25 protein-coding genes are annotated in these 26,290 nt (G+C 53.0%); 10 read left to right on the forward strand and 15 right to left on the reverse strand.

Translation table 11 applies throughout. From position 1 onward, the window contains the following. Positions 1 to 82: 82 nt before the first annotated feature. Positions 83 to 1,939, forward strand: coding sequence for a methyl-accepting chemotaxis protein (locus ACWI0H_RS20245; RefSeq protein ID WP_485874364.1), 1,857 nt, complete (start codon positions 83 to 85; stop codon positions 1,937 to 1,939). Positions 1,940 to 1,965: 26 nt separating this feature from the next. Here the strand turns inward: ACWI0H_RS20245 and ACWI0H_RS20250 are convergent, their stop codons facing one another. Continuing rightward, a complete protein-coding gene (locus tag ACWI0H_RS20250; protein ID WP_485874365.1) occupies positions 1,966 to 2,892 on the reverse strand; it encodes a LysR family transcriptional regulator in 927 nt (308 codons plus the stop codon). A gap of 179 nt (positions 2,893 to 3,071) precedes the next feature. Between ACWI0H_RS20250 and ACWI0H_RS20255 the strand changes: the two genes are divergently transcribed. Beyond that, on the forward strand, positions 3,072 to 3,848 hold the full coding sequence (locus ACWI0H_RS20255) for a ferredoxin--NADP reductase (RefSeq protein WP_008956562.1): 777 nt from the start codon (positions 3,072 to 3,074) through the stop codon (positions 3,846 to 3,848). A gap of 82 nt (positions 3,849 to 3,930) precedes the next feature. Here ACWI0H_RS20255 and glnK read toward each other — a convergent pair whose 3' ends face one another. From glnK to ACWI0H_RS20270, 3 genes are all read right to left on the reverse strand, one after another. After that, positions 3,931 to 4,269 (reverse strand): P-II family nitrogen regulator, encoded by a 339-nt coding sequence (glnK, locus tag ACWI0H_RS20260; protein WP_007112362.1) that lies wholly within the window; start codon positions 4,267 to 4,269, stop codon positions 3,931 to 3,933. 171 nt (positions 4,270 to 4,440) lie between these two features. Continuing rightward, positions 4,441 to 5,688 (reverse strand): ammonium transporter, encoded by a 1,248-nt coding sequence (locus ACWI0H_RS20265; RefSeq protein ID WP_101146866.1) that lies wholly within the window; start codon positions 5,686 to 5,688, stop codon positions 4,441 to 4,443. A 73-nt stretch (positions 5,689 to 5,761) separates the two neighbouring features. Beyond that, on the reverse strand, positions 5,762 to 6,100 hold the full coding sequence (locus tag ACWI0H_RS20270; RefSeq protein WP_007112359.1) for a P-II family nitrogen regulator: 339 nt from the start codon (positions 6,098 to 6,100) through the stop codon (positions 5,762 to 5,764). A 357-nt stretch (positions 6,101 to 6,457) separates the two neighbouring features. Here ACWI0H_RS20270 and ACWI0H_RS20275 point away from each other — a divergent pair, with 357 nt between their 5' ends. The 4 genes from ACWI0H_RS20275 to ACWI0H_RS20290 all read left to right on the forward strand — a co-directional run bounded on the left by ACWI0H_RS20275 (position 6,458) and on the right by ACWI0H_RS20290 (position 11,470). Then, on the forward strand, positions 6,458 to 6,805 hold the full coding sequence (locus ACWI0H_RS20275) for an accessory factor UbiK family protein (RefSeq protein WP_485874366.1): 348 nt from the start codon (positions 6,458 to 6,460) through the stop codon (positions 6,803 to 6,805). Between the two features lie 402 nt (positions 6,806 to 7,207). Further along, positions 7,208 to 8,179: an AraC family transcriptional regulator gene (locus ACWI0H_RS20280; protein ID WP_485874367.1), complete on the forward strand. Its 972-nt coding sequence runs from the start codon at positions 7,208 to 7,210 to the stop codon at positions 8,177 to 8,179. Positions 8,180 to 8,332: 153 nt separating this feature from the next. Beyond that, on the forward strand, positions 8,333 to 10,435 hold the full coding sequence (locus tag ACWI0H_RS20285) for a TonB-dependent siderophore receptor (protein WP_485874368.1): 2,103 nt from the start codon (positions 8,333 to 8,335) through the stop codon (positions 10,433 to 10,435). A 159-nt stretch (positions 10,436 to 10,594) separates the two neighbouring features. After that, positions 10,595 to 11,470: an ABC transporter substrate-binding protein gene (locus ACWI0H_RS20290; protein WP_485874369.1), complete on the forward strand. Its 876-nt coding sequence runs from the start codon at positions 10,595 to 10,597 to the stop codon at positions 11,468 to 11,470. 51 nt (positions 11,471 to 11,521) lie between these two features. Here ACWI0H_RS20290 and ACWI0H_RS20295 read toward each other — a convergent pair whose 3' ends face one another. After that, positions 11,522 to 12,019, reverse strand: coding sequence for a type II toxin-antitoxin system YhaV family toxin (locus ACWI0H_RS20295; RefSeq protein WP_485874370.1), 498 nt, complete (start codon positions 12,017 to 12,019; stop codon positions 11,522 to 11,524). Next, positions 12,016 to 12,351 (reverse strand): type II toxin-antitoxin system PrlF family antitoxin, encoded by a 336-nt coding sequence (locus ACWI0H_RS20300; RefSeq protein WP_485874371.1) that lies wholly within the window; start codon positions 12,349 to 12,351, stop codon positions 12,016 to 12,018. The genes ACWI0H_RS20295 and ACWI0H_RS20300 overlap by 4 nt, the downstream gene beginning before the upstream one ends. Positions 12,352 to 12,560: 209 nt before the next feature. On the opposite strand from ACWI0H_RS20300, the gene ACWI0H_RS20305 reads away from it, so the two are divergent. Next, positions 12,561 to 14,069 carry a YifB family Mg chelatase-like AAA ATPase gene (locus ACWI0H_RS20305; protein WP_485874372.1) on the forward strand — a complete coding sequence of 503 codons (1,509 nt, stop codon included), beginning with the start codon at positions 12,561 to 12,563 and terminating at the stop codon, positions 14,067 to 14,069. Between the two features lie 235 nt (positions 14,070 to 14,304). On the opposite strand, the gene ACWI0H_RS20310 is transcribed toward ACWI0H_RS20305, so the two are convergent. The 7 genes from ACWI0H_RS20310 to ACWI0H_RS20340 are packed head-to-tail and all read right to left on the reverse strand — an operon-like array spanning position 14,305 to position 21,546. Beyond that, positions 14,305 to 15,444 (reverse strand): mandelate racemase/muconate lactonizing enzyme family protein, encoded by a 1,140-nt coding sequence (locus tag ACWI0H_RS20310; RefSeq protein WP_485874373.1) that lies wholly within the window; start codon positions 15,442 to 15,444, stop codon positions 14,305 to 14,307. Between the two features lie 29 nt (positions 15,445 to 15,473). Continuing rightward, complete coding sequence (locus ACWI0H_RS20315) at positions 15,474 to 16,436, reverse strand: NAD(P)-dependent oxidoreductase (RefSeq protein ID WP_485874374.1); 963 nt, start codon at positions 16,434 to 16,436, stop codon at positions 15,474 to 15,476. Next, positions 16,429 to 17,328, reverse strand: a complete 900-nt coding sequence (locus tag ACWI0H_RS20320) for a fumarylacetoacetate hydrolase family protein (protein ID WP_485874375.1) — start codon at positions 17,326 to 17,328, stop codon at positions 16,429 to 16,431. Before ACWI0H_RS20320 ends, ACWI0H_RS20315 begins: the two co-directional genes overlap by 8 nt. A 14-nt stretch (positions 17,329 to 17,342) precedes the next feature. Beyond that, positions 17,343 to 18,482: a mandelate racemase/muconate lactonizing enzyme family protein gene (locus ACWI0H_RS20325; RefSeq protein WP_444630435.1), complete on the reverse strand. Its 1,140-nt coding sequence runs from the start codon at positions 18,480 to 18,482 to the stop codon at positions 17,343 to 17,345. Between the two features lie 20 nt (positions 18,483 to 18,502). Continuing rightward, positions 18,503 to 20,011: a tripartite tricarboxylate transporter permease gene (locus tag ACWI0H_RS20330; RefSeq protein WP_485874376.1), complete on the reverse strand. Its 1,509-nt coding sequence runs from the start codon at positions 20,009 to 20,011 to the stop codon at positions 18,503 to 18,505. Between the two features lie 18 nt (positions 20,012 to 20,029). Continuing rightward, positions 20,030 to 20,512 carry a tripartite tricarboxylate transporter TctB family protein gene (locus ACWI0H_RS20335; protein ID WP_444630437.1) on the reverse strand — a complete coding sequence of 161 codons (483 nt, stop codon included), beginning with the start codon at positions 20,510 to 20,512 and terminating at the stop codon, positions 20,030 to 20,032. 56 nt (positions 20,513 to 20,568) lie between these two features. Next, the gene (locus ACWI0H_RS20340) at positions 20,569 to 21,546 is read right to left on the reverse strand and encodes a tripartite tricarboxylate transporter substrate binding protein (protein ID WP_485874377.1); all 978 of its coding nucleotides are present in this window, start codon (positions 21,544 to 21,546) and stop codon (positions 20,569 to 20,571) included. Between the two features lie 160 nt (positions 21,547 to 21,706). On the opposite strand from ACWI0H_RS20340, the gene ACWI0H_RS20345 reads away from it, so the two are divergent. Both ACWI0H_RS20345 and ACWI0H_RS20350 read left to right on the forward strand, forming a co-directional pair. Continuing rightward, positions 21,707 to 22,408, forward strand: a complete 702-nt coding sequence (locus ACWI0H_RS20345) for a GntR family transcriptional regulator (RefSeq protein WP_485874378.1) — start codon at positions 21,707 to 21,709, stop codon at positions 22,406 to 22,408. A gap of 293 nt (positions 22,409 to 22,701) precedes the next feature. Beyond that, the gene (locus tag ACWI0H_RS20350) at positions 22,702 to 22,845 is read left to right on the forward strand and encodes a hypothetical protein (protein WP_485874379.1); all 144 of its coding nucleotides are present in this window, start codon (positions 22,702 to 22,704) and stop codon (positions 22,843 to 22,845) included. Positions 22,846 to 22,867: 22 nt separating this feature from the next. Here ACWI0H_RS20350 and ACWI0H_RS20355 read toward each other — a convergent pair whose 3' ends face one another. Then, positions 22,868 to 23,446, reverse strand: a complete 579-nt coding sequence (locus ACWI0H_RS20355; protein ID WP_485874380.1) for an NADPH-dependent FMN reductase — start codon at positions 23,444 to 23,446, stop codon at positions 22,868 to 22,870. 210 nt (positions 23,447 to 23,656) lie between these two features. Between ACWI0H_RS20355 and ACWI0H_RS20360 the strand changes: the two genes are divergently transcribed. Beyond that, a complete protein-coding gene (locus ACWI0H_RS20360; RefSeq protein WP_485874381.1) occupies positions 23,657 to 24,970 on the forward strand; it encodes an esterase-like activity of phytase family protein in 1,314 nt (437 codons plus the stop codon). Between the two features lie 129 nt (positions 24,971 to 25,099). On the opposite strand, the gene ACWI0H_RS20365 is transcribed toward ACWI0H_RS20360, so the two are convergent. Next, on the reverse strand, positions 25,100 to 26,080 hold the full coding sequence (locus ACWI0H_RS20365; protein ID WP_485874382.1) for an alpha/beta hydrolase: 981 nt from the start codon (positions 26,078 to 26,080) through the stop codon (positions 25,100 to 25,102). Positions 26,081 to 26,290 lie beyond the last annotated feature (210 nt).

A 26,290-nucleotide genomic window follows, 5' to 3' on the forward strand; every position in this document is an offset into this window, starting at 1 on the left:
TGGTCGCTCTCGCCGATACTAAGAAGTTCTATCAACAGTGCCTCCCTGGGTACTGACATGCACTTCGACGTCGAGAGCGATCATGTTTTCCACCCTCCGAGCACGCATTCTACTAGCTGCGCTAGTAGTGATTACTCTTGCCCTGATGATTAACGGCATTGCCAGCTATACCACAGTAAAACACCATAATAATCAACAAATAACCCGTAATCTAAGTGCCGTGGTTAAAGGTAATACGCAAGCTATCAACGAGTGGTTTAGCGCACGCTATACGATGCTGTCCAGTATGGAAGATGCGGTTAATAGCGATGACCCGCTTGCCGCGCTGCGCCAATTAGAGTCCTCAGGCAATTTCATGAGTACCTACATTGCCCACCCCTCTACGTCAGCCGCTATTTTTTCCGATGGCTGGGAGCCCCCTAGTGATTACGATCCTCGCCAGCGTCCCTGGTACCAAGACGCGGTAAGTGCAGGAGAAACCATTATTACTACCCCCTATGTAGATGCCCAAAGCGGTGGCCTTATCGTTACGTTTGCGCGCCCTTATTATCAAAACGAAGAGCTAGCAGCTGTGGTTGGGGCCGATATTGCCATCACTGATGTCATAGAGATTGTTAGCGGCATTGCACCGACAGACGCTAGCTTTGGTTTTCTTACTACGAATGACGGCACGCTCGTCGCTCACCCTGATGCTAACTTAACACTAGAGCCTGTATCAGCAATTAGCGCACAGCTTACCCCTGCGATGCTCGACCAACTGTCCCGTGCCTCCACACCCATTGCCCTCACACTACAAGATAGCGACAAATTACTTTTAGGCAGTCCGGTAGGTGGCAGTAGCGGTTGGCAATTAGTGGTGGCGTTAGATGAAGCCGAAGCCACAACGGGCCTTCGGGCAATCGCGACAACATCCATTGTGACGCTAATCATTGTTGCTGGCATCACGATAATTACATTTGGCCTGCTGTTAACTTTCCTACTGCGTCGTTTGCTTAGCGTGCGCAATGCATTGATGAGCATAGCCAGCGGCAGCGGCGATTTAACTCAGCGCTTATCAGAAGATGGTCGCGACGAGGTGGCACAAATTGCCAGCGCTTTTAACCAGTTTGTCGCGAAAATGGATGGTGTCATGCTCACCATTCGTGACAGCAGCCAATCGGTTCAAACCGCGGCCAGTGAAATTGCCCTTGGTGGCCAGGATTTATCGCGGCGCACCGACAATGCGGCCTCAAGCCTTCAGCAGAGCTCTGCTTCCATTGAAGAAATCACCAGCACTATCGAACATACCGCTTCCTCGGCACAACATGCTAATCAACTGTCGTTAGACGCATCTGAAGTAGCGAACCGCGGTGGTGACGTAGTGGGCCAGGTTGTTGCCACCATGGACGATATTTCGGCTTCATCGACGCGAATCAGCGAGATTGTTACGCTGATGGATGGCATCGCCTTCCAGACCAACCTGCTGGCATTGAATGCCTCTGTAGAGGCTGCACGCGCTGGTGAGCATGGCCGTGGGTTTGCCGTGGTAGCCGATGAAGTACGTAAATTGGCTCAGCGCAGCAGCGATGCCTCCAGTGAGATCAAAACGCTCATAGATACTTCTCACCAAACTGTTACCAACGGTACTCAGTTGGTTAAGAGCGCGGGCTCTACCATGCAAGAGATTGTCGTTAGCATCACTCGTGTAACCGATGTATTGAACGAAATTACCGCCGCTACGCGTGAGCAAAGTGATGGTATCAGTCAGGTCAATATTGCCGTGTCCGAACTCGACCGCATGACGCAACAGAATGCCGCCATGGTGGAAGAATCCACCACTGCAGCTGAGCAGCTAAAAGATCAGTCACTACGCTTGGCAGATGCAGTGGGCGGCTTCAAACTTTCAGAATCAGCGTCTGCTCCGTTAGCATTAAGCAACGCCAGAGCCTATACCACCTAATCTCAAGAGCAAAGCCAGTGGAGATGTTAAGGAATCGGCGGCAGCGCAATATCGTCACTGCGTTTAGCCCCAGCGGTCATTTCACGGCATAGCCGCAAGAACTCACGCACACCGGTGGTGAGGTACTTGTGGCGGTGCCAGATAAAGGTGAATTGACGCTTCAAATCCAACTCCGGCGTGGGCAGCGGTACCAAGCTGCCGCGCCGGAAGGCATCGCGTAGAGCGAGGCGTGAAACACAGCCAATCCCTAGCCCCGACTCTACCGCCCGTTTAATACCTTCGGTGTGTTCAAGCTCCAGCAGGGTATTAAACCGGCTGCGCCGGTGGCGTGCAGCGTGCTCCAGCGTCATCCGTGTGCCCGAGCCCTCTTCACGCATGATCCAGTCCTCACGCAGTAGCTGCTCAAGCTCAAGATGCGCGCGGCCTGCCAGTGGGTGGCGCGGCGAGCAGAACACGCATAGCTCGTCTTCTACCCACGGCTGGCTGATAATCATCTCATCGTCGCACTGCCCCTCGATCAGCCCTAAATCCAGCGAATGTTGACGCACTCCTTCGATAATATGGCGGGTATTGCGCACCGCTAAGCGTACACGGCTGCCAGGGTGGCGCTGCATAAAATCGCTGATAAGCAGCGTGGCTAGATAGTTGCCAATGGTTAGCGTGGCGCCTACCTCCAGCGACCCAACCCCCTGCTGGCCGCGCAGGAGTTCTTCTATCTCTTCCCCCCGATCGAGCAGCGCCACCGCTTTGGGCAACAGTTGAAAGCCCAGTGCGTTGAGCTTTAAGCGCTTGCCGATGCGATCGAGCAGCTGGCAATCGAACTGCCGCTCCAGCTCGGCAAGCGCGGTACTGGTCGCTGACTGAGACATGGAGAGCGCCCGCGCCGCATGGGAGACGCTCTCATGCTGAGCGACCGCTACAAAGACTTCCAACTGCCGCAAGGTGTAGTGCATAGAGCCTGACCTTTATTTGATCTATATCTATTTTTCAGATAACCGATATCAATATAATTCGCTTAACAGATATACCACCCTTTGCTTAGACTTGCTGGCAACTTATTTAATCATTTTTATTCTTTTTAAGAATATGCCCGATGCAGTAGCGCGTCCGCATCGGCTAAGGGAGAAGCGGCATGAGTAAGTTTGCTTTGGAAGAAGTGCTTAGTGTTCATCACTGGAACGATACCCTGTTCAGCTTTCGCACCACACGCGAGCGCAGCCTGCGTTTCAAAACCGGTCAGTTTGTAATGATTGGTCTGGAAGTGAATGGCAAGCCGCTAATGCGCGCTTATTCAATTGCCAGCCCCAACTATGAAGACCACCTTGAGTTCTTCAGCATCAAAGTGCCCGATGGCCCGCTAACCTCACGCCTACAGCACTTGAAAGTGGGCGATCAGATCATGGTCAGCCGCAAGCCAACCGGCACGCTGGTGACCGATGATCTACTGCCTGGTCGTAACCTTTACATGCTTTCGACTGGTACTGGTCTGGCGCCCTTTATGAGCTTGATCCAAGACCCCGACGTTTACGAGCGCTACGAAAAAATCGTGCTAGTACATGGTGTTCGTGAAGTCTCTGAACTGGCTTACGCCGACTTCATCACCAAAGAGCTGCCTGCGCATGAGTATCTGGGTGAAGATATCACTGAAAAGCTGGTCTACTACCCGACCGTTACCCGTGAAGAGTTCCACACCATGGGCCGCCTGACCGATCATATCCGTACCGGTAAGCTGTTCGAAGATACCGGATTGCCGCCCATCGATCCGCGTCAGGATCGTGCCATGATCTGCGGTAGCCCCGCCATGCTGGACGATACCAGCGCACTGCTTGATGAGCTGGGGCTCAATATCTCGCCGCGCATGGGCGAGCCGGGCGACTACGTGATTGAACGCGCTTTCGTTGAAAAATAAGCTAACCACTAGCTACTAAAAACCCCCGCTACTCGGTTTGAGGATATAAACCGGCTAGCGGGGGTTTTGTATGCTGGCGCCTTTAAACGGCGTCTTTACCGGTTTCGCCGGTACGGATTCGGATCACCTGCTCTAGCGGCATCACAAAGATTTTGCCGTCGCCGATTTTCCCTGTATTCGCGACCTGGGTGATCGCATCAATCACCTGTTCGGCCATGTCGTCGTCCACGGCGACTTCCAGCTTCACCTTGGGTAGAAAGTCCACCACATACTCAGCGCCACGATACAGCTCGGTATGCCCTTTCTGGCGCCCAAAACCTTTCACTTCCGTCACCGTAATACCCTGTACACCGATGTCGGAGAGCGACTCGCGCACATCGTCAAGCTTGAACGGCTTGATAATAGCTGTGATCAATTTCATTACCATATCCTCTAACTGGGTGGCCGTGATGGGGTTGGGTTGCAAGGCTGCTGATAAGGCAACCAATAACCACTAACCACCAGCATACACCGCTATCGGCAGAGAATAAAAAAGCCTCCCACTTTAGGGGAGGCTATAAGGAGCACACCAGCTCAAAGAGTTGGCATTAAATTATTTCTTAATACCAAATTCGGGGTAGGCTTCGAGACCACATTCAGCGATATCAACGCCTTCATACTCTTCTTCTTCGCTGACCCGGATACCCATGATGGCTTTCAGGATTAGCCATACCACCAGGCTTGCCAGGAAGACCCAACCGAAGATACCGGCAATACCGATGATTTGAGCACCAAATGACGCGCCGTCGTTGTTCAATGGCACCGCCAGCACGCCCCAGATCCCGACAACACCGTGCACTGAGATCGCGCCGACCGGATCATCCAGTTTCACTTTATCGAGGGTGACGATGGCAGCGACAACGATGATGCCGCCCACTGCACCAATAATCGTGGCGCCTAGTGCGGTCGGAGAGAGCGGATCAGCGGTGATTGCCACCAGACCCGCCAGCGCACCGTTCAGTGCCATGGTCAGGTCCGCTTTACGGAACCACAGTTTGGCCAGAATCAGTGCCGCAATCACACCACCTGCTGCTGCAGCGTTGGTATTTACAAACACTTGCGCCACGTTATTCGCAGAATCGACGGCCGCCAGCTTGAGCTCGGAACCACCGTTAAAGCCGAACCAGCCCATCCAAAGAATGAAGGTACCCAGCGTTGCCAGCGGCATGTTGGCACCGGGAATCGCGTGGATAGAACCATCTTTGCCATATTTGCCTTTACGCGGCCCGAGCACGATGACACCAGCGAGTGCTGCAGCTGCACCGGCAAGGTGCACAATGCCTGAGCCTGCATAGTCAGAGTAGCCAACTTCAGACAACCAGCCGCCACCCCACGTCCAGTAGCCAGACACCGGATAGATAAACGCGGTCATTACCACTGCAAAGGCCAGGAATGCCCATAGTTTCATACGCTCGGCCACGGCACCCGACACAATCGACATGGCGGTGGCGACAAAGACTACCTGGAAGAAGAAGTCAGAACGCATGGAGTAGTAGGGGGCGTCATCGCCGCCTGCGGTCACCGCATCAACGCTGTTTTCAGCGCCAATCAGGAAACCCAGGTTAGGTAGGAAGCCGCCAGCGCTGCTGGAGTACATGATGTAGTAGCCCACCAGCAGGTACATGGTGCAGGCAATCGCAAACAGCGCGATATTTTTGGTCAGAATTTCAGCGGTATTTTTGGAGCGTACCAAGCCCGCTTCCAACATGGAGAAGCCTGCGGCCATCCACATCACCAGCACGCCGCAAATTAGAAAGTAGAACGTATCGAGCGCGTAGCTCAAATCAGCTAACTCATTCATAAGGTGTTCCCCGTTATTCTATGAGAAGTTATACGCAAAAGACGGCTCTGCAGCCCTGTTCGCGTGGCGTCCGTTATACGGCGTCAGCGCCGCGCTCACCGGTGCGGATACGAATCACGTCTTCCAGTGGCGTAACAAACACCTTGCCGTCACCGATTTTTCCGCTGTTGGCTGCGCTACAGATGGCGTCCAGCACGCTTTCTAATCGTGCATCGTCGACGGCCACTTCCACTTTTACCTTGGGCAGAAAGTCGACGACGTATTCGGCGCCACGGTACAGCTCGGTATGCCCTTTCTGACGGCCAAACCCTTTCACTTCAGTAACGGTGATGCCCTGAACCCCATTGTCGGCGAGTGCCTCACGAACATCGTCGAGCTTGAATGGCTTGATGATAGCGGTGATGAGTTTCATCCCGGATCTCCCCTGCTGGATAAGTCCTGCTAGATTGGTAGCGGCACAGCCGCCAGAATAAGCACCTGAACCGTTAATGCGCATACCGTGCCAGCTGACTTTTTTTTCTTATAAGTCAGCTAATTAGACAACAAGGAAAGTCTTTCAAAGCGCTTAATCTCGTCAAATCCATAGTCACACCACGGCTATTGCACCAAAAAAAGGCGTAAGCAAATGTTGCCTGCTCCATTTCGATGCAAACCACCCGCTGAGCAGTTAATCCATTCGACGCATGCGAATTCGCCAACTGTTGCGTATCCTTACGGTAAGCCGTTTTTATATATGTTCATTTAGTGAGTTATTAAGGAGAGAGCAGCTATGGCGCCTCAAGACCGCATCAGCCGACTGGCCCAGCAGATTGGCGACCGTTTACAAAACGCCTCTCAGGCACCGGAAGATATCCAAAAAGGCGTACAGCAAGTCGTGCGTGGCGCCTTCGACCGCCTTGAGCTTGTTTCCAGAGAAGATTTCGATATTTTGATGGACGTACTGCAGCGTACGCGTTCGCGGGTAGAGGCGTTAGAGCGCCAAGTGGCTAACCTTGAAGCAGCCGTTGAAGCCTCCACAGCGTCAACCGCCACGCCAGTAGAAGCAGAAGTACCGCCGGTGCCGACGCCAGAGCCAGACAGTGACAGCAATGAAGACGAAAAACCGACCAAACGGTAAACCCATTTACTGCCTAGTCACTTAGTTAGCGGTTATCGGCAATAGCGTGACATCACCTATTGCCGACGTCTGCCGTCATGATGGTCGCCTTGCTCTATCATGCCCTCTCAGCCCTCCCTATCCTCATAAATACGAATCAATATCATTTACATTTTAGCTGTCAATGATACCTTCCTGGTGTAGCCGTTATCTTCAAGCGCCATTCGTTCTTCGCTAGTGGAGCCGTTGAGAAAGGCGACCTGGTAAAAATAAGTCGCGTGCAAGCACCAAGATAGATCAAACCGGTGCCGACGCCGCTGCGGGATGGCCTCTGCCAGCGCAGATTTTTTCATTTTGACGAGTCGTCTTGCGTACTGATGCGCCAATTTGATGCATATCATTGAAAACAATAGCGCATGACCTATGAAATCACTCGCGACTCACCCGCCTATAAACCAAACACAGCAGACCCTGACGTCGCAGTCGCTGGAACAATTGGGATTGCGCTTCGGCATCGATTATCGAATTGAGGGGAGTTGTGCAAAAGTAGCGCCGGTCGCCCAAGGCCAAGTGCATGATGTCAGCCTTTCCCCGTCGCTCCATCTAACGCTCTCGGATCTACAGGTTGAGCGTACCTACTGGTCGACTTCCCGCCAGTCAGTACCCTGGTTCATTAGCGTAGTGCTGGAGGGACATATTACCGCCACGGTGGGGGCTCAGTGCTTTGCACTAATAGCGGGCGATGGGCTGTGCGCGCATTTCAATCCTCAGTACTCGCTTGCGGTATATCAGCCCGCCCAACCACGTCTGCGCACGGTGAATCTCGCGGTACTCGCAACAAAACCCCATGGGCTTCCTCTATCACCCACGGCACCCTTATTACATCGCTGGCGGCTATCTGAATCGCTGCTAACGGCCCTGCGCGCCAACATCGATCAACCTTCCAGCGCCTGCCGAGAGCCACTTGTATGGCAAGGGCTAGCACTACAGCTACTCGGCCATGGCTTGCCCGCTGATCATTTAACGCCGCTAGCAGCACACCCTGCCACTCGCTGCCATGAAACACGCTTAACTCCGCGAGACCGCGGCTGCCTAGCGAAGCTTCACCAGCAGATTGCCGATTACCCCATGAACGATTACTGCTTAAATGGCTTGGCCAGTGATGCTGCCATGAGCCCCAGCAGTCTGCGACAGAAGTTTCGTTTCTATTACGGTTACTCACTGTTTGAACACCTGCGCCAATGCCGATTAACCCAGGCGTATCGCGATTTACAGCGCGGCTATAGCGTGCAGCAGGCCGCCCATGCGAGCGGTTATCGCCACGCCACTAATTTTGCCACCGCCTTTAAGCGCGCGTTTGGCATCACTCCTCATAAAGTGCTTAATCGCCATTAAGACTGCCCTGTTTTTAACAGTAAGCTCCTCTCCCAGGTATTTTTTGGCATCAGGCATAGCACCTTTGTCATTGCGCATACCTTTCCACTGCAATAAAGAGTAATAATTCTCATTAACGATTTGATTAATTGCTTCATCTTGCAGGTGCCACCCATGCTTACTTCCCATCATCGTTTTCTACGCTCTCCGCTTAGCGCCGCTGTTATTGCAGCACTGTCGATATCACCGCTATACGCACAGGAGAGCACCGAGCTGAAAACTGTCACGGTCACCGCTCAACAGGCGGCGACCAAAGTGGAAACGCCGTTTATTGAAACACCCCAAAGCGTTTCCACGATTACCCGCGAGCAGATGGATAACCGCGGTGTGGCTACCGTTCAGCGGGCCACCGACTACACGCCCGGTGTCTACAGCAATCAGGTGGGAGCCTCCAACCGTTTCGATTACCTGGTACTGCGCGGGTTTTCTGACGGCAGCTTGAGCAATACCTTCCTGGATGGCCTGAAAGTAATGGGCGATGCCAACTCCCATAGCAGTATGCGCATTGACCCATGGTTTCTAGAAAGCATTGAAGTGGTGCGCGGGCCTGCCTCGGTGCTCTATGGCCGCGCCTCCCCAGGTGGCGTGGTGGCCCTGAACAGCAAGCGACCAGAATTTGAACAGGGCGGTGAGTTGCGTTTCCGGGTGGGTAACAACAACCAGCGCAGCGCCGCTTTTGATCTCACCGGGCCTATTGGCGAAGAGCAGCGGGTGGCCTTTCGCCTGACCGGCATAGCCAGCACCGCCGACACCCAGTTTGGCCCAGTAGAGGAAGAACGCTACGCCATTGCGCCGCGGCTCACCTGGGATATCACCGACGACACTAGCCTCACCGTAGAGGCGTATCTGCAGGATGAGCCGGAAGGCGGCTACCACTCCGGCGTACCCTATGAAGGGGCTGTAATCGCCCATAATGGCCGCCAGATCAGCAACAACTTCTTTGATGGTGAAGAGGGTTACGACGCCTACGAGCGCACCCAACGCATGGTTGGCTACGCCCTGGAGCACCGCTTCAACGACCAGGTGACCGGCCGTCAATTGATGCGCTACCTCAATTCCGACGTAGTGCTCAATCAGGTCTACAGCTTTGGCTGGACGTCACCGACGTCTGATGAGCTCATCCGCTATTACTCCGGCAGCGATGAATCGCTAGAAGCGTGGACGCTCGATAATCAGTTAGAAGCCAACATCAGTAGCGGCTTTATGGATCACACGCTGCTGTTCGGGGTGGATTACCAGCAGCGGGAAAACGACGTTTCTTGGCCATCCGGGTATTTTCCGCCGATTAATGCGTTTGACCCTGTGTATGGCAGCGATCCCATCGAGTTTTACGCCCCGGTGCGCGAACGCCATGAGATCGACCAGACCGGGGTTTATCTGCAAGACCAGATTGCCATTGACGATTGGCGCTTCACCCTCGGCGGCCGCTACGACTGGGTCAGTATCGATAATGCCAATCGCGATAGCGGTGATACCAGTTCCCTCAGCGACACCCAGTTCAGTGGCCGCGCCGGGGTGGTCTACCTGTTCGATAACGGTATCGCTCCCTACCTGAGTTACTCCACCGCGTTCACCCCCACCAGTTTCGTGGATGAGAACGGCGACCTGCTTCAGCCCATGGAAGGCGAACAGTGGGAAACCGGCGTCAAATTCCAACCAAATGGCAGCGCCAGCCAATATAGCGCCGCGTTGTTCCACATCCGCCAGGAGAACGTGGCCACCAAAGAGCAGCCCACCGACCCTTACCGCGCCGTAGGTGAAATCGAATCCCAGGGGCTGGAACTGGAAGCGCAAACCAAGCTGACCGACACCCTCTCGCTTCAGGCGGGCTACAGCTTCACCGATATCACCTACGCCAAAAGCGATGACGGCAACCAGGGCAATAACGCGATTTACTCACCTCGACATCAGGTTCAACTGTGGAGTCACTTTGAGGCCAATGATGGTTGGTTGAACGGCGTGGATATGGGCGTTGGCGTACGTCACTACGCGGATATTGCTGCCGACCGCGCCAATACCGAAACCGTGCCCGACTACACCCTGGTCGATGCCACCGTTGGCTATGACCTTAGCCAACTCGGTGTTGAAGGGGTCGAGACACGTCTGAATGTGAGCAACCTGCTGGATAAAGAGTACGTGGCTTCCTGCAACTCTCTGGAGTACTGCTACTTTGGCGCCGAGCGGGGCATCACCGCCAGCGTCCACTACCGTTTCTAAGCTTTCGTACTAAGCTCTTGCCTAAGTATCGAGAAGTAATCATGAACATATTTGCCCAGGCCGCCGCGCCTGGGCTTTTTTACCTGCACTCATGTTTGCAAACAATAAATATTATCGTTTAAATACAGCTCTTATTTTTCTGGATGGCCTCTCTTCATCATGCGCCAAACCACCCTGCTCTCTTTATTTGTACGCTGTGGGCTGTTCGCCGTTTGCCTAATGACTTTTTCAACGGCAAAGGCGCAGTGGGCAACGGTCGACTGGACTATCGCCGAAACCCTGCTGGCCATTGACGCCCCTATTAGCAGCGTTGCCCAACAGGACGCTTACCACGACTGGGTGGGCGAACCCCGCATCCCCGAGAGTGTCAGCGATATGGGGCTGCGCACCCAGCCCAATTTAGAGCTGCTGGCGCAAATACCGCCAACGCAAACGCTGATTTCACCCATGTTTGCAGGCTTAACGCCGCGTCTTGAGCAAATCGCGCCAGTCACCTCGTTCGCGCTCTACTCACCCGGCACCGACACTTGGGAAGAGATGCAAACCCTAACCCGCCAATTGGGCGAGTTAACCGAGCGCCAAACGCAGGCAGAAGCGCTGATTGAAGAAACCACTGCCCTGATGAGCCGCTTGCGCCGCTCCCAGCCTGACACCGCGCCGCTGCTGATGGTGCAGTTTATGGATGCCCGCCATGTGCGTGTCTTTGGTGATGACAGCCTTTACAACGCGGTTCTTGAGCAGCTCGACATCCCTAATGCCTGGGATCAGACCACCAACGCCTGGGGGTTTGCGCTGGTAGGGGTTGAAGCGCTAGCACGCTACCCAGAGGCGATGATCGTGATTATCGACCCGCTGCCCGCTAGTGTCGAAGAGAAGCTGGCCGAAAGTGGCCTGTGGCAGCACCTTCCCAGTGTTAAAAACAATCGATTGCTGCGCCTACCACCGGTATGGAGCTTCGGCGCGCTCCCCTCCGCCCAACGCTTTGCCCTGGAACTGACCGCGGTGTTGGAAGACGTGCCAGTGGTTAGCCAATAGGGGAGTGGGGTGGGGAGCCTACTAAACAGTAGCGCTCAAATCATGCCGCCATTAGGTTTCGCCACCATCAACCGTGAAGAGCGTCTTGACGCGATTAACTTCACTCATTGAGGCTTTCTGTAAGGCTTTCCAGCTGTGCGGCGGATTACCATTGCTGAGCATTTTCTGAAACACAGTGTACGCATCATGCTTACTGTCGTAAGCGCGCTTTGTAGCGTCATCATTGACCCATGCGTAAATAATAATTTTGCTCGCAGCATCGTAACGAAAGAACAGTCTGTACTGCTGGTAGAACTTTGCTCTTTGCCAGTGTGTATGCTCTGTGCCCAGCGTGTTCCCTTGGCGGTATTGAGTACCTGATGGATCCTGCGGGATATCATTTAACGCCAGCTTTATGATCGCTGCCAAGCGCTTGGTGGCCGCTTTATTGCGATAACCATCAGGATCTTTCGATTGAAGACGCTTCACCTTAACGGTGAGCGCTTCAACTTGTTCCAAGAACAACGGGTGGGCATAGATTGTCCATCCGTTAACCTCCAAGGATTTCATTCGTAGTCATCATCCTCTTCCAGCGCCTCTTCGAGGTCTATCTCCATACCTGCGGTAAGGCTTTCAGCCTCGGCAAAACTACTGGCAGTCATCGGATGGATATTTTCTGGGTGAGCCAGAAGATCGCGCTCCAGAAAATTAAGAAAGTTGACCATCACTGGGTCGTGCTTGGCCTCGTCACTTGCACGGGAAAGCACCACTTCACCATCTGGACGCACGGTATAATGGATGCGGTCTCGGCGTTTCAGCTTTAGCGCCCGGCGAATCGATGCCGGAACAGTCGTTTGATAGCGATCCGTCAGAGTTGAATCGTCTTCGATAAGCGTACTCACTGTCGCTCCCCGCTTGATAGCAATGCAAAGGTAATGCATAAAATTTAATGCAAATGCATTACCTCGTCAAGCTGCCCAGCTTTTTTTAGATCGTTCACTTGAGCACTACCAAAGCGTTCTTAATTACGATAGGTTAAAGTAATTAAGATAAAGTAGAGTTCGCTTACATTGAGGTTAGGGCTCTTAGCAAACATCAGCGAGGAAATGCAATGACATTAGCCATTGTCGCCACGCGCGCAGGCGTAGGTTTGGACGCACCCGCGGTGCATGTTGAAGTGCATCTGGCGAATGGCTTACCCGGTCTGACTCTCGTAGGCTTACCCGAAACCGCCGTTAAAGAGAGCCGCGAGCGCGTTCGCAGCGCCTTAGTGAACGCGGGCTTTGATTTCCCCAATACGCGCCGTATTACCTTAAACCTCGCTCCTGCTGATCTGCCCAAAGAGGGTGGCCGGTTTGATCTACCTATTGCGTTAGGCATTCTTGCCGCCTCTGGACAAATTCCCGTAGAAGCATTGGAAGGCATGGAGTGCGCAGGCGAGCTGGCGCTGGATGGCAAGCTGCGCGCGGTGTCCGGCATACTGCCTTTTGCGTTGGCCACGCGGCGAGCGAAAAAAGCGCTGATTATTCCCCGGGAATGTGCCGATGAAGCTGCCCTGGCAGGTGATCTGCCGGTGCTGCCTGCCGACACGCTTTGGCAAGTCGTGGCGCACTTGCTCGGTCAAGAGAAGATTCCCCCGCATAAGCTTAGCGCCTCGGTGAAAACCACTGCCCCGATAGATGATCTTGCCGATGTGCGCGGCCAGCAGCAGGCACGCCGTGCGCTGGAAGTCGCTGCGGCCGGTGGCCACAATCTGCTTTTCGCAGGCCCACCTGGCACCGGCAAAACCATGCTGGCCAGCCGTTTGCCAGGTATTCTGCCACCGCTTTCCGAAGAAGATGCCCTGGAAGTCGCTGCCGTACGTTCGGTTTGCGGGCTAGCGCTGGAAGCCGACTGGGGCAAACGGCCATTCCGCCAACCCCATCACAGTGCTAGCGCCGCCGCCCTGGTCGGCGGCGGCTCGAAACCCAAACCTGGCGAAATTTCACTCGCCCATCACGGCGTGCTGTTTTTAGACGAGTTACCGGAGTTTTCCCGCCATGTGCTAGAGGTACTTCGGCAACCACTAGAAACTGGAGAGATCCATTTAGCCCGCGCCAGCCATGAACGCCGTTATCCGGCTCGGTTTCAGTTGGTGGCTGCCATGAACCCCTGCCCCTGCGGCCACCTGGGTGATCCACGCCAACGCTGCCAGTGTACCGCCAGCCAAATCCAGCGTTATCAGGCTAGGCTTTCAGGGCCACTGCTGGATCGCATTGACCTTCAAGTGGAAGTGCCCGCCCTGCCGCCAGAGCAGCTCACCGCGCAAACCCAAGGCGAATCCTCAGCAGCTGTGCGTGAGCGGGTAATGGCCGCCCGAGAACGCCAAATGGCCCGCGGCGCGCTGAACAGCCAGTTAAGCGGAAAAGCACTGGAAGCCGCCTGCGCCCTCAACGATGAGGAACGTGCCTGGCTCGCGGGTGTGCTCGAAAAGCTCAAGCTCTCTGCCCGCGCCTACCATCGCGTATTGCGCGTAGCGCTTACGCTGGCCGATTTACAGGGTGCGACCAAGCCCACCCAGCCGCACCTTATTGAAGCAATTGGTTACCGGCAATTGGATCGGATGCTGAAAGGTGCTTAATTCGAATTGAAAGGAGTAAATCTAGCGCAGACCGAAATCAGGTTCTTAGCATAATTTTTTACGCACTAGGTTCGGTTTTTCTGTTCACTGATTTAACCACCCTCCCATAATGCCTTTAACACTATATTTAATATAAATGGCTATACTCAAATCTTCACGCCCAGCACACGTCAGGGCGGATTTTGAGGTAGAAAAGCACCGTCTCGGCATCCGGAGGGGTTTCGCTGAGAAGAAGCTACACGTAGCAAGGGCCTTCGATAAGTGGGTGTGCCTTAATAAATTCTTCATCAACGTCGATACCAAGCCCCGGTCCAGAGGGCGGTTCTACGCAGCCATTAACGTCAATTTCATATGGTGTGCCGCTAACCTCATCTCGAAATGGGTTATGCCGTGCAACATCCGCCTCGAAGTAGCCTGGATTATCTACTGCAGCGAGTAGATGTAGGGTCGCCACCATATTGATACCCGTTGCCGAAGTGTGTGGGTGAAAAGGGATTTTCCAAGCAGACGTTAGCGCTGCGATCCGCTGGGTTTCCGTTATGCCTCCTGCCTTCGATAGATCAGGCTGTGCGAAACGAATTGCGTTGTCTTCAACTAGACGAGTAAATTCGAACCGAGTGTGATGATTTTCACCCGCAGCGAGAGGCACGGTTCCCAGTGTCGCGGCGTTAATGTATGAACGATAATCGTGTGGTGGAAAAGGTTCTTCCAACCAGCCGATCGCAAGCTCCTCATAAGCAGGCATAACCCGTCGCACATCATCGAGTGTATAGCCCGTATTAGCATCGACCAAGATGTTAATATCATTGCCAACAGCGTCTCGTACCGCTCGCGCTCTAACAATATCCCGCTTCGGCGTATCACCAACGCGTAGCTTCAGCGCTTGATAGCCCTGTGCAACATAGGACTGAGCCTCCTCAACCAGTGAAGCAGTATCCTGCCAACCGAGTGAGATCCCCCCTGCATAGGCGGGCATAGCTTTTCGTCCTCCACCTAAGAGTTGATAAATGGGCAGCCCGCTTACCTTCCCGCGGATATCCCATAACGCAATATCGATACCACTCAGGGCGAGCACCGCAGCAACCCCCATGCCGTGACTAGCCAGTTGCATGCGATAAATGCGCTGCCATACGGCTACAGCATCTAACGCATCCATTCCAGTTACAAGTTCACTTATTGTGGTATCTATGAGTTTCGCTATCGCGCCTGGGCATCGACCATGATGTGCCTCTCCCCAACCAACGATACCCTCATCGGTCTCTATTTTGACTAAAACAGCATCGCGTTTTACGGCACGGCCGATACCGAGAGTCACGTTCTGGCCCTCCGGCACTCGATAAGAGACAGGTACAGCTTGGATACGAGTGATACGCATAGTAAACCTCGCTTATTTAGTATTTAGCGTTATTTAGTCCAGCAACTTGGATTGACGTGATTCACAGGGCTTTCACCACGCAGGATGCGAAGCATTTCTTCAGCTGCTCCGATACTCATGTTACGCAGAGAGGTGGAAGTGATACCTGCAATATGAGAGGTAAGCAGAACCCGCGGGCAGCCCAGCAGAACACTCTCACGAGGTAACGGCTGAGTATCGAAGACATCGATCGCTGCACCACCAATTGCCTTTTTTTGCAGTACCGAAACCAAAGCCTCAGTGTCGATCACAGGTCCTCGAGAAACATTTATCAGCACAGCATCGGGCTTCATTAGCGCCAATCGACGCGCATTGACCATTCCACGTGTTTCATCCGTGAGCGCACAGGTAAGTACAATCGCATCGCTGCGTGCGAACAACTCGTCAATACTGACCTCCTCTATGCCATCAGGCATATGTCCTTGCCTCCTCGATGCACCAAGGACGTTCATACCAAAGCCTAGCCGGGCACTCTCCGCTATCCGTCGCCCAATAGTTCCAACCCCAACAATACCAATCGTCGATCCGCCTATTTCAGTCGTTGAAGGAGCCATTGCCCGAGCAGCCTCCCAGCTTTGGTGCTCAAGCATATTACCCATCGTTGCAATGGGCCGACGTAAGTGTAACAACGCGGAGAAACAATACTCTGTCACTGCTTGAGCATTTATACCCGGAAGATTCGCAACTGGAATTCCTCGTGCCGTTGCTGCTTCCACAGGTATAAAATCTAGGCCTACACCATGCCTGACGATGCCTTTAAGGTGCAGTGCATACTCTAAGATATCCGTTGGTAGCTGGGCTCTTACTACGATTCCGTCAACCTTTTCGACAAGCGCGCGTAATGTATCCGGCTGAGTGTCAGGGGCGACTATGAGGGATGCGTGCGGCGCAAGAAGTGCTTCTGCATCCTCATGTATCGGATTCGTCAGCAGGATATTTGGCTGGTTAGACATGGGCTTTTTTTCCCTCTTTAACAGGGTTCGTCAGAGTGCCAAGCCTTTCAACCTGGGCGCTTATCATGGTGTTTGGTTGCAGCCAGGTAGGCGGTGAACGCACAGGTGCCACCCCCGCCGGGGTGCCAGTGGCAATTACGGTACCTGGCTCAAGCGTAGATCCCTGGGAGAGAGTGGAAATTAGCTCAGCGACACTAAACAGCATCTGCGAAGTCGAGGAGTCCTGAAGATACTCACCTTCAATCATCATCTGAATTTTTAATGCTTGAGGATTCTCTATTTCATCGGCACTAACGAGATAGGGACCCAATGGCCCAAATGTTGGGTGATTCTTACCACGCTCCAAATAGCCATCTTTGCGGATCATCTCACTTGCGCTGATATCATTGAAAACGGTGTAACCAGCAACATAATGAAGCGCATCGATGATGCTCACATTACTGGCTGAGCGTCCTATGACCGCTGCTAATTCAGCTTCATAAGTGACGCCTCCTATATCCGGAGGCAACACAATAGCCTGCCCTGGCCCCACGACTGTTTTAGGATCTTTTTCGAACAATACAGGGTGTGCAGGCGGCGTCATCCCTCTTTCTGCCAAAGCATCATGATAGTTGTGTGCAACACCAATTATGCGTGGCGGGCTTGGTAACGGAGCACATAGCTCCACCTTACTGAGCTCTATACGCGCTTCTTCAGGCAACGGGCTTCGGGCGAACTGCTCCATAACGTTCTCCAGCCCGTAATCAATAAAGGCAGCAACGTGTGGCTCAACCCCTTGTAGTCGTTCGCGAAGTGAAGCATGGCCAAGATCAATGACGTATTGATGATGAGCATCTCCCTCTGCAATACCGGCTCGGCTAGTGCCGCCATGTCGAAACGTGATAAAACGCATCTGTATCTCCAGGCTTAGGCATCACGATATTTTTCAATGATAGAGCGATTAATCTCAATGCCGAGCCCCGCACCGGTAGGTATTTTCACTCTACCGTTCACTTGAGTGATAGGCTCAAAAGCAAGGTGATCACGGAAAGGATTCTCACACTGTTCGAACTCAAGCATAGGCTCAAAGGGAAAGAGGCTGGGTGGCTGGTCCGGTAGTGCCGCCAAGAAATGCAGTGTCGCTGAAAGACCCACTGCTGACCCCCACGCATGAGGTACACATTCGACGCCATGCGCCGACGCTAAAGTGGCAATCTTCTTGGATTCGGTAAGCCCTCCTGCGGCACAAACATCAGGTTGTACAATGTCCATGGCTTTGCGGGTGATGATGTCCCGAAATCCCCAGCGAGTGAATCCGTTTTCACCGCCAGCAACTGCCATATCCAACGCCCGTGTAACTTCTACGTAACCATCTGTATCTTCTGGCGAGATTGGCTCTTCAAACCATTCAATATTTAATTCTTCCAGTTTTCGGCCGAGTCGTATGGCTATCGGCACTGAAAAGCAGTGGTTAGCATCAACCATGAGGCGAATGTTCGCGCCAACGGCCTCACGTACAGCGGCAACGCGCTCATAATCTCGCTCAATCGATCCCAGACCAATCTTCATCTTAATGGCTTTAAAACCATCCTTAACGTAGCCCTGCGCCTCTTCAACAGCTTCGTCAACAAGCCTCCCGGTATCTGTAAAATAGAGACCAGTCGCATAGGCATCGACCTCGGTACGGAAGGCGCCACCGAGCAACTTATGTATGGGCTTCCCGCAGGCTTTACCAACAATATCCCAAAGCGCTATGTCGATACCGCTGATGGCGGCAATGGCCATTCCTGTTTGACCATAATCTTTGATGCGGTTGTAGAGAAACTCCCAGATCACCTCGACATCGAACGGATCACGACCTATAACATGCGCACTGAGCTGAGTGTCAATAAACGCTTTAGCAACCGCAGGTGGACCGTAGCACTCACCCCAGCCAACAATCCCATCATTGGTTTCCACCTCGACCAAACAGGTTCCTCTACGTTTATAAAGCCAGCCACGCGAGGAAGTGAAAGGTTTATCTACCGCGGAACTGATGACATGACAGGTTACTTTCTTAATCTGCATTTGTACGACTCCATGTGGCTTTATAAGGGCGTGTCGATACACGCTTTACGTTTTTTAAACTTCGCTATTAAGGTGGGGAGTATCAGCGCGGCCAGGGCGAGTAAGAGAATTAAGGCTGATACTGGCCTGGTGATAAAGGTTGTCCAATCGCCCCCACTAATGACCAAAGCTCGCCGCATTTCCGACTCCAGTAGTGGGCCGAGAATGACGCCAATGACGATGGGGTAAACTGATAGACGTGCAAGCGTTGCCAGAAAGCCGAAGATACCTAGCCCTAGCATGACAACAACATCGAACCACTGATTGCCCAGAGAATAGGTACCAACTACAGCGAGAACAAAGAGTGCAGGCGTTAGCAAGTGACGTGGTACATCAAGTACCCGCACGAAAAATCGAAAACCTATTAAACCAACGACGATGATGGCAATGGTTGCAATCAGCATTGAAGCGAGGATGTTCCAAACCAGATCACCGCTTGTCTCGAACAGTTGTGGGCCTGGTTGCACACCATGAATCAGTAGCCCCCCAAGCAGCATCGCCGTAACCGTATCGCCAGGTATGCCCAGTGTGAGCAGTGGTATCAGGGCGCCCCCCGTCACTCCATTATTAGCGGCTTCCGATGCAACGACACCTCCAGGCGCACCCTTACCATAATTCGCGCTGTCTGAATCGAATCGCTTTGCTTGGTCATAAGCGATGAGTGAACCGACACTACCCCCCAGCGCTGGCATGATTCCTAGTGCAACACCAATAAATCCGGAGCGAATACTATTAACAGCTTGTTTACTCCACTCGCTAAAGGAAGGCAGCATACCCTTTAGGCTCTTAGGCGTTTGGGCATGCATATCCTTTTGAAACATAGAGCTCATTAATTCAGGGATTACCAGCAGGCCGATGAGTGCAGGCATAATATTAATGCCTCGCATCAACTCCATCGTGTCAAATGTCCAGCGTGCCTGTCCGGTAATAGGATCAAGTCCCACGACGGAGAGGCCAACGCCTATTACTACACTCAGAATCCCTTTCAACACGGCCCCTGGTATAACTGAAGCGATAATGATCATTCCCAGAAGTGCAACTGCTGCATATTCTGCGGCTCCCAGCTTAAGCGCTAGCGTTGCCAGCGGAGGAGCAATGGTGACAAGAGACAGCCAAGCAATTAACCCACCAGTTACAGAGGCAACTAGCGCCCACCCATAGGCACGCACTGCTTGTCCCTTACGCGCCATTGGGTAGCCGTCAATCGATGTAATGATGGCAGAGGGCGTGCCGGGAATATTAAGCAGGATGGCAGGAATCGACCCTCCCGACATGGAGCCGACATACAGCCCAATCATCATACTAATGGCGACATCGCCTGGTAGTGCAAACGTCAAAGGAATGAATAAAGCCACTCCCATAGTCGCGGTAAGACCGGGTGTGGCCCCGAAGATAAAACCCACGATAACGCCGATGAAAATAAGTAGCAGTGCCTGGGGCTGCGTTAGCATGAATAAAAACGCGCCACCAAGGCTATAGAGAGTGTCCATGGAAAATATCTCCTGTAGTTACCGAAGCGGCACTTTTAGAACGAAGACAAAAAGCGCCCAGATACCGGTACTGAACAGAATGGAAGTAGCAAAAAGCACGACGAGGCCACGACGCGTTATGCCTCGCCAGCCCAACATGACACTCAAGAGAGCAAAAAAGAGAATGGAAGTGACAAGAAAGTTTACATAGCGCCAAGCCACTACGTAGCCAGCCAGAATCAGGAAAACCGGAATGCCGACTAACATCACTTCCTTTGGCGTTGCTATTTCGCTCTCGTCTTCAGTAATATTTGCTCTTAACCATGTGAACACATCACCTATAAACACAAGTAGCGATAGAAGAACGGTGGCCACAACCACGAATTGCGGGATAGCTCCAGCACCTATGCTGCCACGCGCGTCCATACCAGGCAGGCTGAAGGTTGAAGATGCGATCAATGCACACACAGTAAGCAATACAAGAGTGACCAAGCCGCTCGCTGTTAAACGTAATGCAGACATATCAATGGATCTCAATATCCCGGCGGATAAACCGCCGGATGTGATTAAGTAAGAAATCAATCAACGAAGATTTGTCCAGCCACCTGCTGGATAGCAGCTGATACTTCGGCTATTTCCTGCTCAAGCTCCTCACCAGATATTGGGCTGATTTCGAATCCATTATCTGCAGCAAACTGTGTGAACTCATCACTACTGAGCGCGCTCTCAAACGCCGCTGTCAATTTGTCTCGAACTGCTGGATCAAGATTAGCGGGCCCCTCTATGTACGCCATTTGCACCACTGGCCCATAAGGAAACACATCGAAACCCATCTCTTCAAAAGTGGGCACGTCAGGCAATGAATCAATGCGTTCGTTTGCAAAAACACCAATGGGGATCAAACTTCCTGACTCTATCTGAGCCATCGTCTCGCTAGGTTTGAGCACCCCCGCCTCAACGTGCTCTCCCAGCAAATCACGAATTACTCGTGATCCACCGGATTGCGGCACATGTCGGTATTCCGTATCAGCTGCGCGTGCAGTCATGGCAGCGAAAATATGATTGAGGTTGCTTGTACCCGGGGTGCCGATAGTGACCGAGCCGGGATTGTCTTTCATATGCTGGACAAACTTCTCGAGAGTGTCGTGCTCGCTCTCACCAGGTACAACAAGAATTAACGGATCAACCGACAGCCGGATAATGTGAGTGAACTGCTCATTCTTCAGGGGTGCCTTGTCCTGCGCGATGATTGACAGGGTAGAGCTGGTACCATTGCCAATTGTGTAACCATCTGGCCGGGCGGTGGCAACCTCACCCATACCTACTGCACCGGTACCACCTGGAATATTCTCAATAACAGTATTGATCCCCTCCTCTTCCAGAATAGGCTGTAATTTGCGGGCCATAATGTCATTCGACCCGCCTGCATTCCATGGTATGACCCAGCGCACTTCACGCTCTGGGTAAGATGCTTGACTTTCGGCTTGAGCCCCTGCTGCTGACAGGAATGTTGTGGCAATGAAGCTTGCGAACACGACACTTTTGATTGTTTTCATCGTAGTAGCTTTCCTTGTGGCTTGTTATTTGTTATAACAAACAACGTAGTTCAGATTAAGGATTTTTGTCAAACCTAACCTGCCTAGACCTTTGTCGAATAATCTAGTGGCACAAGGTATTCTGAACTAGCCTAAAACGGTTCTGTAAGATGCAGGGAGCATGATGAGCAAACAGTCGAATGAAATGCCGCTAAGTAAAATAGAACGTGAGCCGTTATGGGATCGTGCACACTCCCAGCTTCGCAATGCGCTGCTGTCCGGTAAATTCGAGCCTGGGAGTGGACTGACGCTACGCTTTCTTGCTGAAACATTCGGTACGTCAGTTACCCCCGTTCGTGATGCAGTGACTCGCTTGGTTGCTCAAGGGGTGCTCCGGCAAGGATCAAGAAATTCCGCGATCGTGCCCGAAGTAGGTGCAGAAGAGCTTAATCACCTCACCATTATTCGCTGTGAGCTGGAGGGCCGCGCAGCATTTGAGGCTGCGAGTAAAGCAACAACCAAATCTATCCAGCGCCTTGAAAATGCATTACAGCGGATGGAACAGTCGGCTACTTTGCGTGATTATCAAACCTATCTTGATTCTCACCGGGAATTTCATTTTGGTATCTACGATACTGCCGAAATCCCTCTACTGGCTGATATGATTGAGAATTTATGGCTGCGGTGCGGACCGTTACTATCGTTAGTCACTCCTGATTATGTGCGCCTTCTTAAACGCACCAACTATCATTTTGAAATCTTAGACGCAATACGTAACGCTGATGCGGACAACGCCAGGAGGGCAATCGTGGCCGATATTGAGCAAGCCGCTCAATATCTCGTTGGACTGATGGATGATCAAGGTCGTATTCGACGCGCTTAAAATGGGCGGCGATAAACTGAGACATTTGTAACTGTGGATAGATTAGCGGGATGGGCCACGCCACCTAGAAACTTCTACTCCATATCAAACCACCGTCACCTTTTTTGCCTGCCGACTGATATACGAAAAGCTCACTCATTGGAGCGGCTTGCCCAATGCCGGACTTGTCCCATGGGGGATGAGGGTGGTAGAACCCTTAATGCCCTGCTGGCAGCAACCGATGCCGAACGCCCCGAAGCTGAGATACATGATGCTCTTGGCTGGCCTGCCACGGCGTTCTAGGGCTCGCGGGCGTGCTCGAAAAGCTCAAGCTCTCCGCCCGTGCCTACCGCAGCTCTGACACTAGCCGACCTGCAGGGCGCCCCAAGCTCACCCTGCCGCATCTTATTGAAGCGATTGACTACCGGCAGTTGGATCGGATGCTGAAGGGGGCATAAGTCACTGAAACCACTGGAATGGTTAGTGCCCGGAGGCCAGTGAATCCACTAGGCGTTGACACAGCGCATCCAGCTTCTGCCCCGTGGTTTCATCGTTTAACGCGCCACTATCGTTGAAAGCGCTACCCGCTTTCGCCAGCGACAATGGCTGTGGCAGCACGACCAGCCCCAGATTGGCTAACAGTTGCTGACCAAGGGGCAGCGCACGGATGCCACCTAGCCCACCAGGGGAAGCCGACACCAGCGCTGCCCACTTACCGGCAAATAACTTAAGCCCCGGCGTATCCTGATAGGGGCGTGATAGCCAGTCTAGCGTGTTTTTCAGCAGCGGCGTGATAAAGCCGTTGTACTCTGGGGAGGCGATCATCACCGCTTGATGATCCGCCAGGATCTCACGCAGCTTCAGCACATTCTCCGGCACGCCCTGGGCTTCGGTATCCTCATCAAACAGTGGGCAGGGATAATCCTTCAAATCGATAAAGGTTGCTTCGCCACCAAGCGCCTCTATACGCTTGGCAGCCAACTTGGCTAGCTGCTTGTTCAGTGACGCTTCTCGGGCACTGCCCGCAAAGACCAGTACCTTTTTGACTGATGATCCCATTGTCATTACCTCTTTAAATAACGTATTTGAAAGCCACACTATTTATTAATATTTACGCCTTTTGGGCAAGGGGGATTTTACGGCTCAGAGCCAGACTCGATATGAAACCCTACAGCCATGAAAACGTCTGCTCCTTGTCATTCAACTATCACTATTACCGGTGAAAATTAGCAAAAGCTGCTCTAATTTCTCTTCATAAATGGTGAAATAATGATGACAAAACCGTTACTAGCGACTGCTCTACTCGCCTTTGCGTTTACCAGTACGGCACACGCCCAGCAGAGCTTTCCCGCCACACTGTCCGGCCATGCCCAGCTACCCGGCAGCACCTTTGTGGCGGCCCCTTCCGGCGCCGCTGAGAACTACAACGTCTCCGGCCGTTTTACTGGCCAAGAGGGCCGCGTTGAGCAGTTATATACGAATATGCAAGCCACCGGCTTAGCACTACCCTTCCCCAGCCAGCCTCTGCAGGGTTTTTCTGGTATTCGCTCGCTTGGCGAAGACCGTTTCCTGGTGTTGACCGATAACGGCTTTGGCTCCAAAGCGAACTCCTCCGACGTCATTCTGATGTTTAACATCAAAAAGACTGACTGGGACACTGGGCGTGTCATCATTGAGGAGACCATTCAACTATCGGATCCCAACCGCATGGTGCCCTTCCCGATTATGAATGAAGCCACTCCTGGTCGTTTTTTAACCGGGGCTGATTTCGATATTGAATCGATACAGCCGGTGGGCGATAGCTACTGGATTGGCGATGAATTTGGCCCGTGGATTATCCAGGTCGATAATCAGGGCGAAGTGCTGCAAGTACTGGCCACCAATCCTGGTGGGACGCTGATGCGCTCCCCCGACAATGCCTTTGCCCTCACCCCGAACCCTGGCGCGCCTCTCGCTGATGATGTGAGGGTGTTTCGCTCCGGTGGCTACGAGGGCATGGCGCTCTCCGAAGACCAAACAACCCTTTACCCCTTGTTGGAAAAGCCAGTCTGGGACAGCAACGCCAACGCCCCGGAAACCATTGATGGCACCCCCGTATTAAGAATGTTCGAGCTCGATACTGAAACCGGCGAATGGGGCGACACAACCCGCTACTACCCCTTGGAGTCAGCGGATCATGCGATTGGCGATTTCAATCTCATTGGCGGAACTCGCGGCTTAATCATTGAGCGTGATAGCCGCCAGGGCGACCCGCGAGAAGAGTGGGCAGAGAATCCCGCCGAGTTCAAACGCATCTATCTCATCGACCTCGAACGTACGGACGAGCAGGGTGTGCTTGAGAAAATCGCCCATATCGACTTGATGGACATCCAGGATCCAAAGGGCCTTGCACCACGGGGCACGATCAACGGCACCTTTAACTTTCCCTTTGTGACCATTGAGAACGTGGATCGTGTCGATGAGAGCACCATCGTGGTTGCCAACGACAATAACTACCCGTTCTCGATTGGCCGCCAGCAGGATCGCGCCGATGATAATGAACTGATACTGCTTGATGTAGAGGAATTCCTGAACGCCCAGTAATGAAAGTAGGTATGAACATAGAAATGTAAAAGCACTGAATAAACCCGTAGTGGGGTTTATTCAGTGCCCGTGACGTATAGGAAGTCATCTCACCAATGTGTTTTATAACCACCTTTGGGCAAAAACCCTTTACAAACACTGCTTAAAAAAGCCATCCACAAACCCATCCAGCGCTTCAAACAGCACCTCCCGGATGGGATCAGCTTCATTTACCAGATGATGGCGCGCTTCCGGGTGACGATGAATCTCGGCATTGGGAAACTTCTTCGCCAGAATCGCTAAATTCCATTCCCAATCAACGGTCAAATCCTGCTCGCCCTGCAAAATCAACGTCGGTAACTGGCTTGGCTCCTGCGCCAGTAGCCGGGGCATCCAGCGGCGCATAGCGCTCACCCAGGCAACGCTCAAGCGCTCGGGCTGCAGCGGGTCTCCCTCGCGTAGAAATTCGGTGAACTGTTCGTCGGTAGAGTTGGGCCGATATTTACGCGGCAGCTCTTTTACAAAGGGGCTGGCAATCAAGTGCAGCCAGCTTGTTTGGCTCCATCCCCAAGGCCGCACCAGCGGCGCCAGCAGCACCAAGCCTGACCAACCCGAATCCTCTCGGCGGGTGAGCGCATCGGTAGCTAGAATAGCCCCGCCGGTGCTCTGCCCCACCCCCAGCCACGGGGCAGGCGCCATTCCCTGGCTCTTGAGGATGGTCTGCAGGTGGGTCAGGCAGTGCTGGTAGTCATCGAAATCCTCTATTTCCGCGCGCGCACCACTGGAAAGGCCATGGCCCGGAAGGTCCCACAGCACCACCCGCCAGCCCTTGGCCAGCAAACGCTTGAGCAGATGGCGATACAGGCCCATATGGTCAAAATAACCGTGCACCACGAAAGCGGTGCCCACCGGCTGCGGCGGGCTCCACACTTGGCACCACAGCGCAAAGCGTCCAGTATCAATAAAGCCAGCGTGTACTTCACTGGTATCCAATAGCAGGACTTCCAGACCATAGTGCTGAAAGTAGTCCTGCATGGCGTCGGTCAATATTTCCCCTGGCAGCAGACGGCTAAGGGCGGTCTCGCCCGAGGCATGGCGAAACAAGCCTTCCAGATGTTGGAAATCACGCATCGTTGTTTCTCCATATCGCCATTTTACGTTGGCCTAGACGCGGCAGGCGAGTCGCGCTATCAACTTTTAATTGCTAGTCATTTGGTCGCGCATTTTACCGCTTTAGGGTCTACGCTGTTTACATGCCCGAGCAAATGTGGAATTATTTTCCATAAATACATTTTACTCTGCCCACGGCAAACCATGTTTTAAGAACCCATGTTATAAAAA

This window comes from Halomonas sp. NYA30, from assembly GCF_976980765.1.

What these genes read in the sequence shown, in the direction of transcription:
- ACWI0H_RS20245 (WP_485874364.1), top strand. Translation starts at nt 83, where the DNA reads ATGTTTTCCACCCTCCGAGCACGCATTCTACTAGCTGCGCTAGTAGTG.
- ACWI0H_RS20250 (WP_485874365.1), bottom strand. Translation starts at nt 2,892, where the DNA reads ATGCACTACACCTTGCGGCAGTTGGAAGTCTTTGTAGCGGTCGCTCAG.
- ACWI0H_RS20255 (WP_008956562.1), top strand. Translation starts at nt 3,072, where the DNA reads ATGAGTAAGTTTGCTTTGGAAGAAGTGCTTAGTGTTCATCACTGGAAC.
- glnK (WP_007112362.1), bottom strand. Translation starts at nt 4,269, where the DNA reads ATGAAATTGATCACAGCTATTATCAAGCCGTTCAAGCTTGACGATGTG.
- ACWI0H_RS20265 (WP_101146866.1), bottom strand. Translation starts at nt 5,688, where the DNA reads ATGAATGAGTTAGCTGATTTGAGCTACGCGCTCGATACGTTCTACTTT.
- ACWI0H_RS20270 (WP_007112359.1), bottom strand. Translation starts at nt 6,100, where the DNA reads ATGAAACTCATCACCGCTATCATCAAGCCATTCAAGCTCGACGATGTT.
- ACWI0H_RS20275 (WP_485874366.1), top strand. Translation starts at nt 6,458, where the DNA reads ATGGCGCCTCAAGACCGCATCAGCCGACTGGCCCAGCAGATTGGCGAC.
- ACWI0H_RS20280 (WP_485874367.1), top strand. Translation starts at nt 7,208, where the DNA reads ATGAAATCACTCGCGACTCACCCGCCTATAAACCAAACACAGCAGACC.
- ACWI0H_RS20285 (WP_485874368.1), top strand. Translation starts at nt 8,333, where the DNA reads ATGCTTACTTCCCATCATCGTTTTCTACGCTCTCCGCTTAGCGCCGCT.
- ACWI0H_RS20290 (WP_485874369.1), top strand. Translation starts at nt 10,595, where the DNA reads ATGCGCCAAACCACCCTGCTCTCTTTATTTGTACGCTGTGGGCTGTTC.
- ACWI0H_RS20295 (WP_485874370.1), bottom strand. Translation starts at nt 12,019, where the DNA reads ATGAAATCCTTGGAGGTTAACGGATGGACAATCTATGCCCACCCGTTG.
- ACWI0H_RS20305 (WP_485874372.1), top strand. Translation starts at nt 12,561, where the DNA reads ATGACATTAGCCATTGTCGCCACGCGCGCAGGCGTAGGTTTGGACGCA.
- ACWI0H_RS20310 (WP_485874373.1), bottom strand. Translation starts at nt 15,444, where the DNA reads ATGCGTATCACTCGTATCCAAGCTGTACCTGTCTCTTATCGAGTGCCG.
- ACWI0H_RS20315 (WP_485874374.1), bottom strand. Translation starts at nt 16,436, where the DNA reads ATGTCTAACCAGCCAAATATCCTGCTGACGAATCCGATACATGAGGAT.
- ACWI0H_RS20320 (WP_485874375.1), bottom strand. Translation starts at nt 17,328, where the DNA reads ATGCGTTTTATCACGTTTCGACATGGCGGCACTAGCCGAGCCGGTATT.
- ACWI0H_RS20325 (WP_444630435.1), bottom strand. Translation starts at nt 18,482, where the DNA reads ATGCAGATTAAGAAAGTAACCTGTCATGTCATCAGTTCCGCGGTAGAT.
- ACWI0H_RS20330 (WP_485874376.1), bottom strand. Translation starts at nt 20,011, where the DNA reads ATGGACACTCTCTATAGCCTTGGTGGCGCGTTTTTATTCATGCTAACG.
- ACWI0H_RS20335 (WP_444630437.1), bottom strand. Translation starts at nt 20,512, where the DNA reads ATGTCTGCATTACGTTTAACAGCGAGCGGCTTGGTCACTCTTGTATTG.
- ACWI0H_RS20340 (WP_485874377.1), bottom strand. Translation starts at nt 21,546, where the DNA reads ATGAAAACAATCAAAAGTGTCGTGTTCGCAAGCTTCATTGCCACAACA.
- ACWI0H_RS20345 (WP_485874378.1), top strand. Translation starts at nt 21,707, where the DNA reads ATGATGAGCAAACAGTCGAATGAAATGCCGCTAAGTAAAATAGAACGT.
- ACWI0H_RS20355 (WP_485874380.1), bottom strand. Translation starts at nt 23,446, where the DNA reads ATGGGATCATCAGTCAAAAAGGTACTGGTCTTTGCGGGCAGTGCCCGA.
- ACWI0H_RS20360 (WP_485874381.1), top strand. Translation starts at nt 23,657, where the DNA reads ATGATGACAAAACCGTTACTAGCGACTGCTCTACTCGCCTTTGCGTTT.
- ACWI0H_RS20365 (WP_485874382.1), bottom strand. Translation starts at nt 26,080, where the DNA reads ATGCGTGATTTCCAACATCTGGAAGGCTTGTTTCGCCATGCCTCGGGC.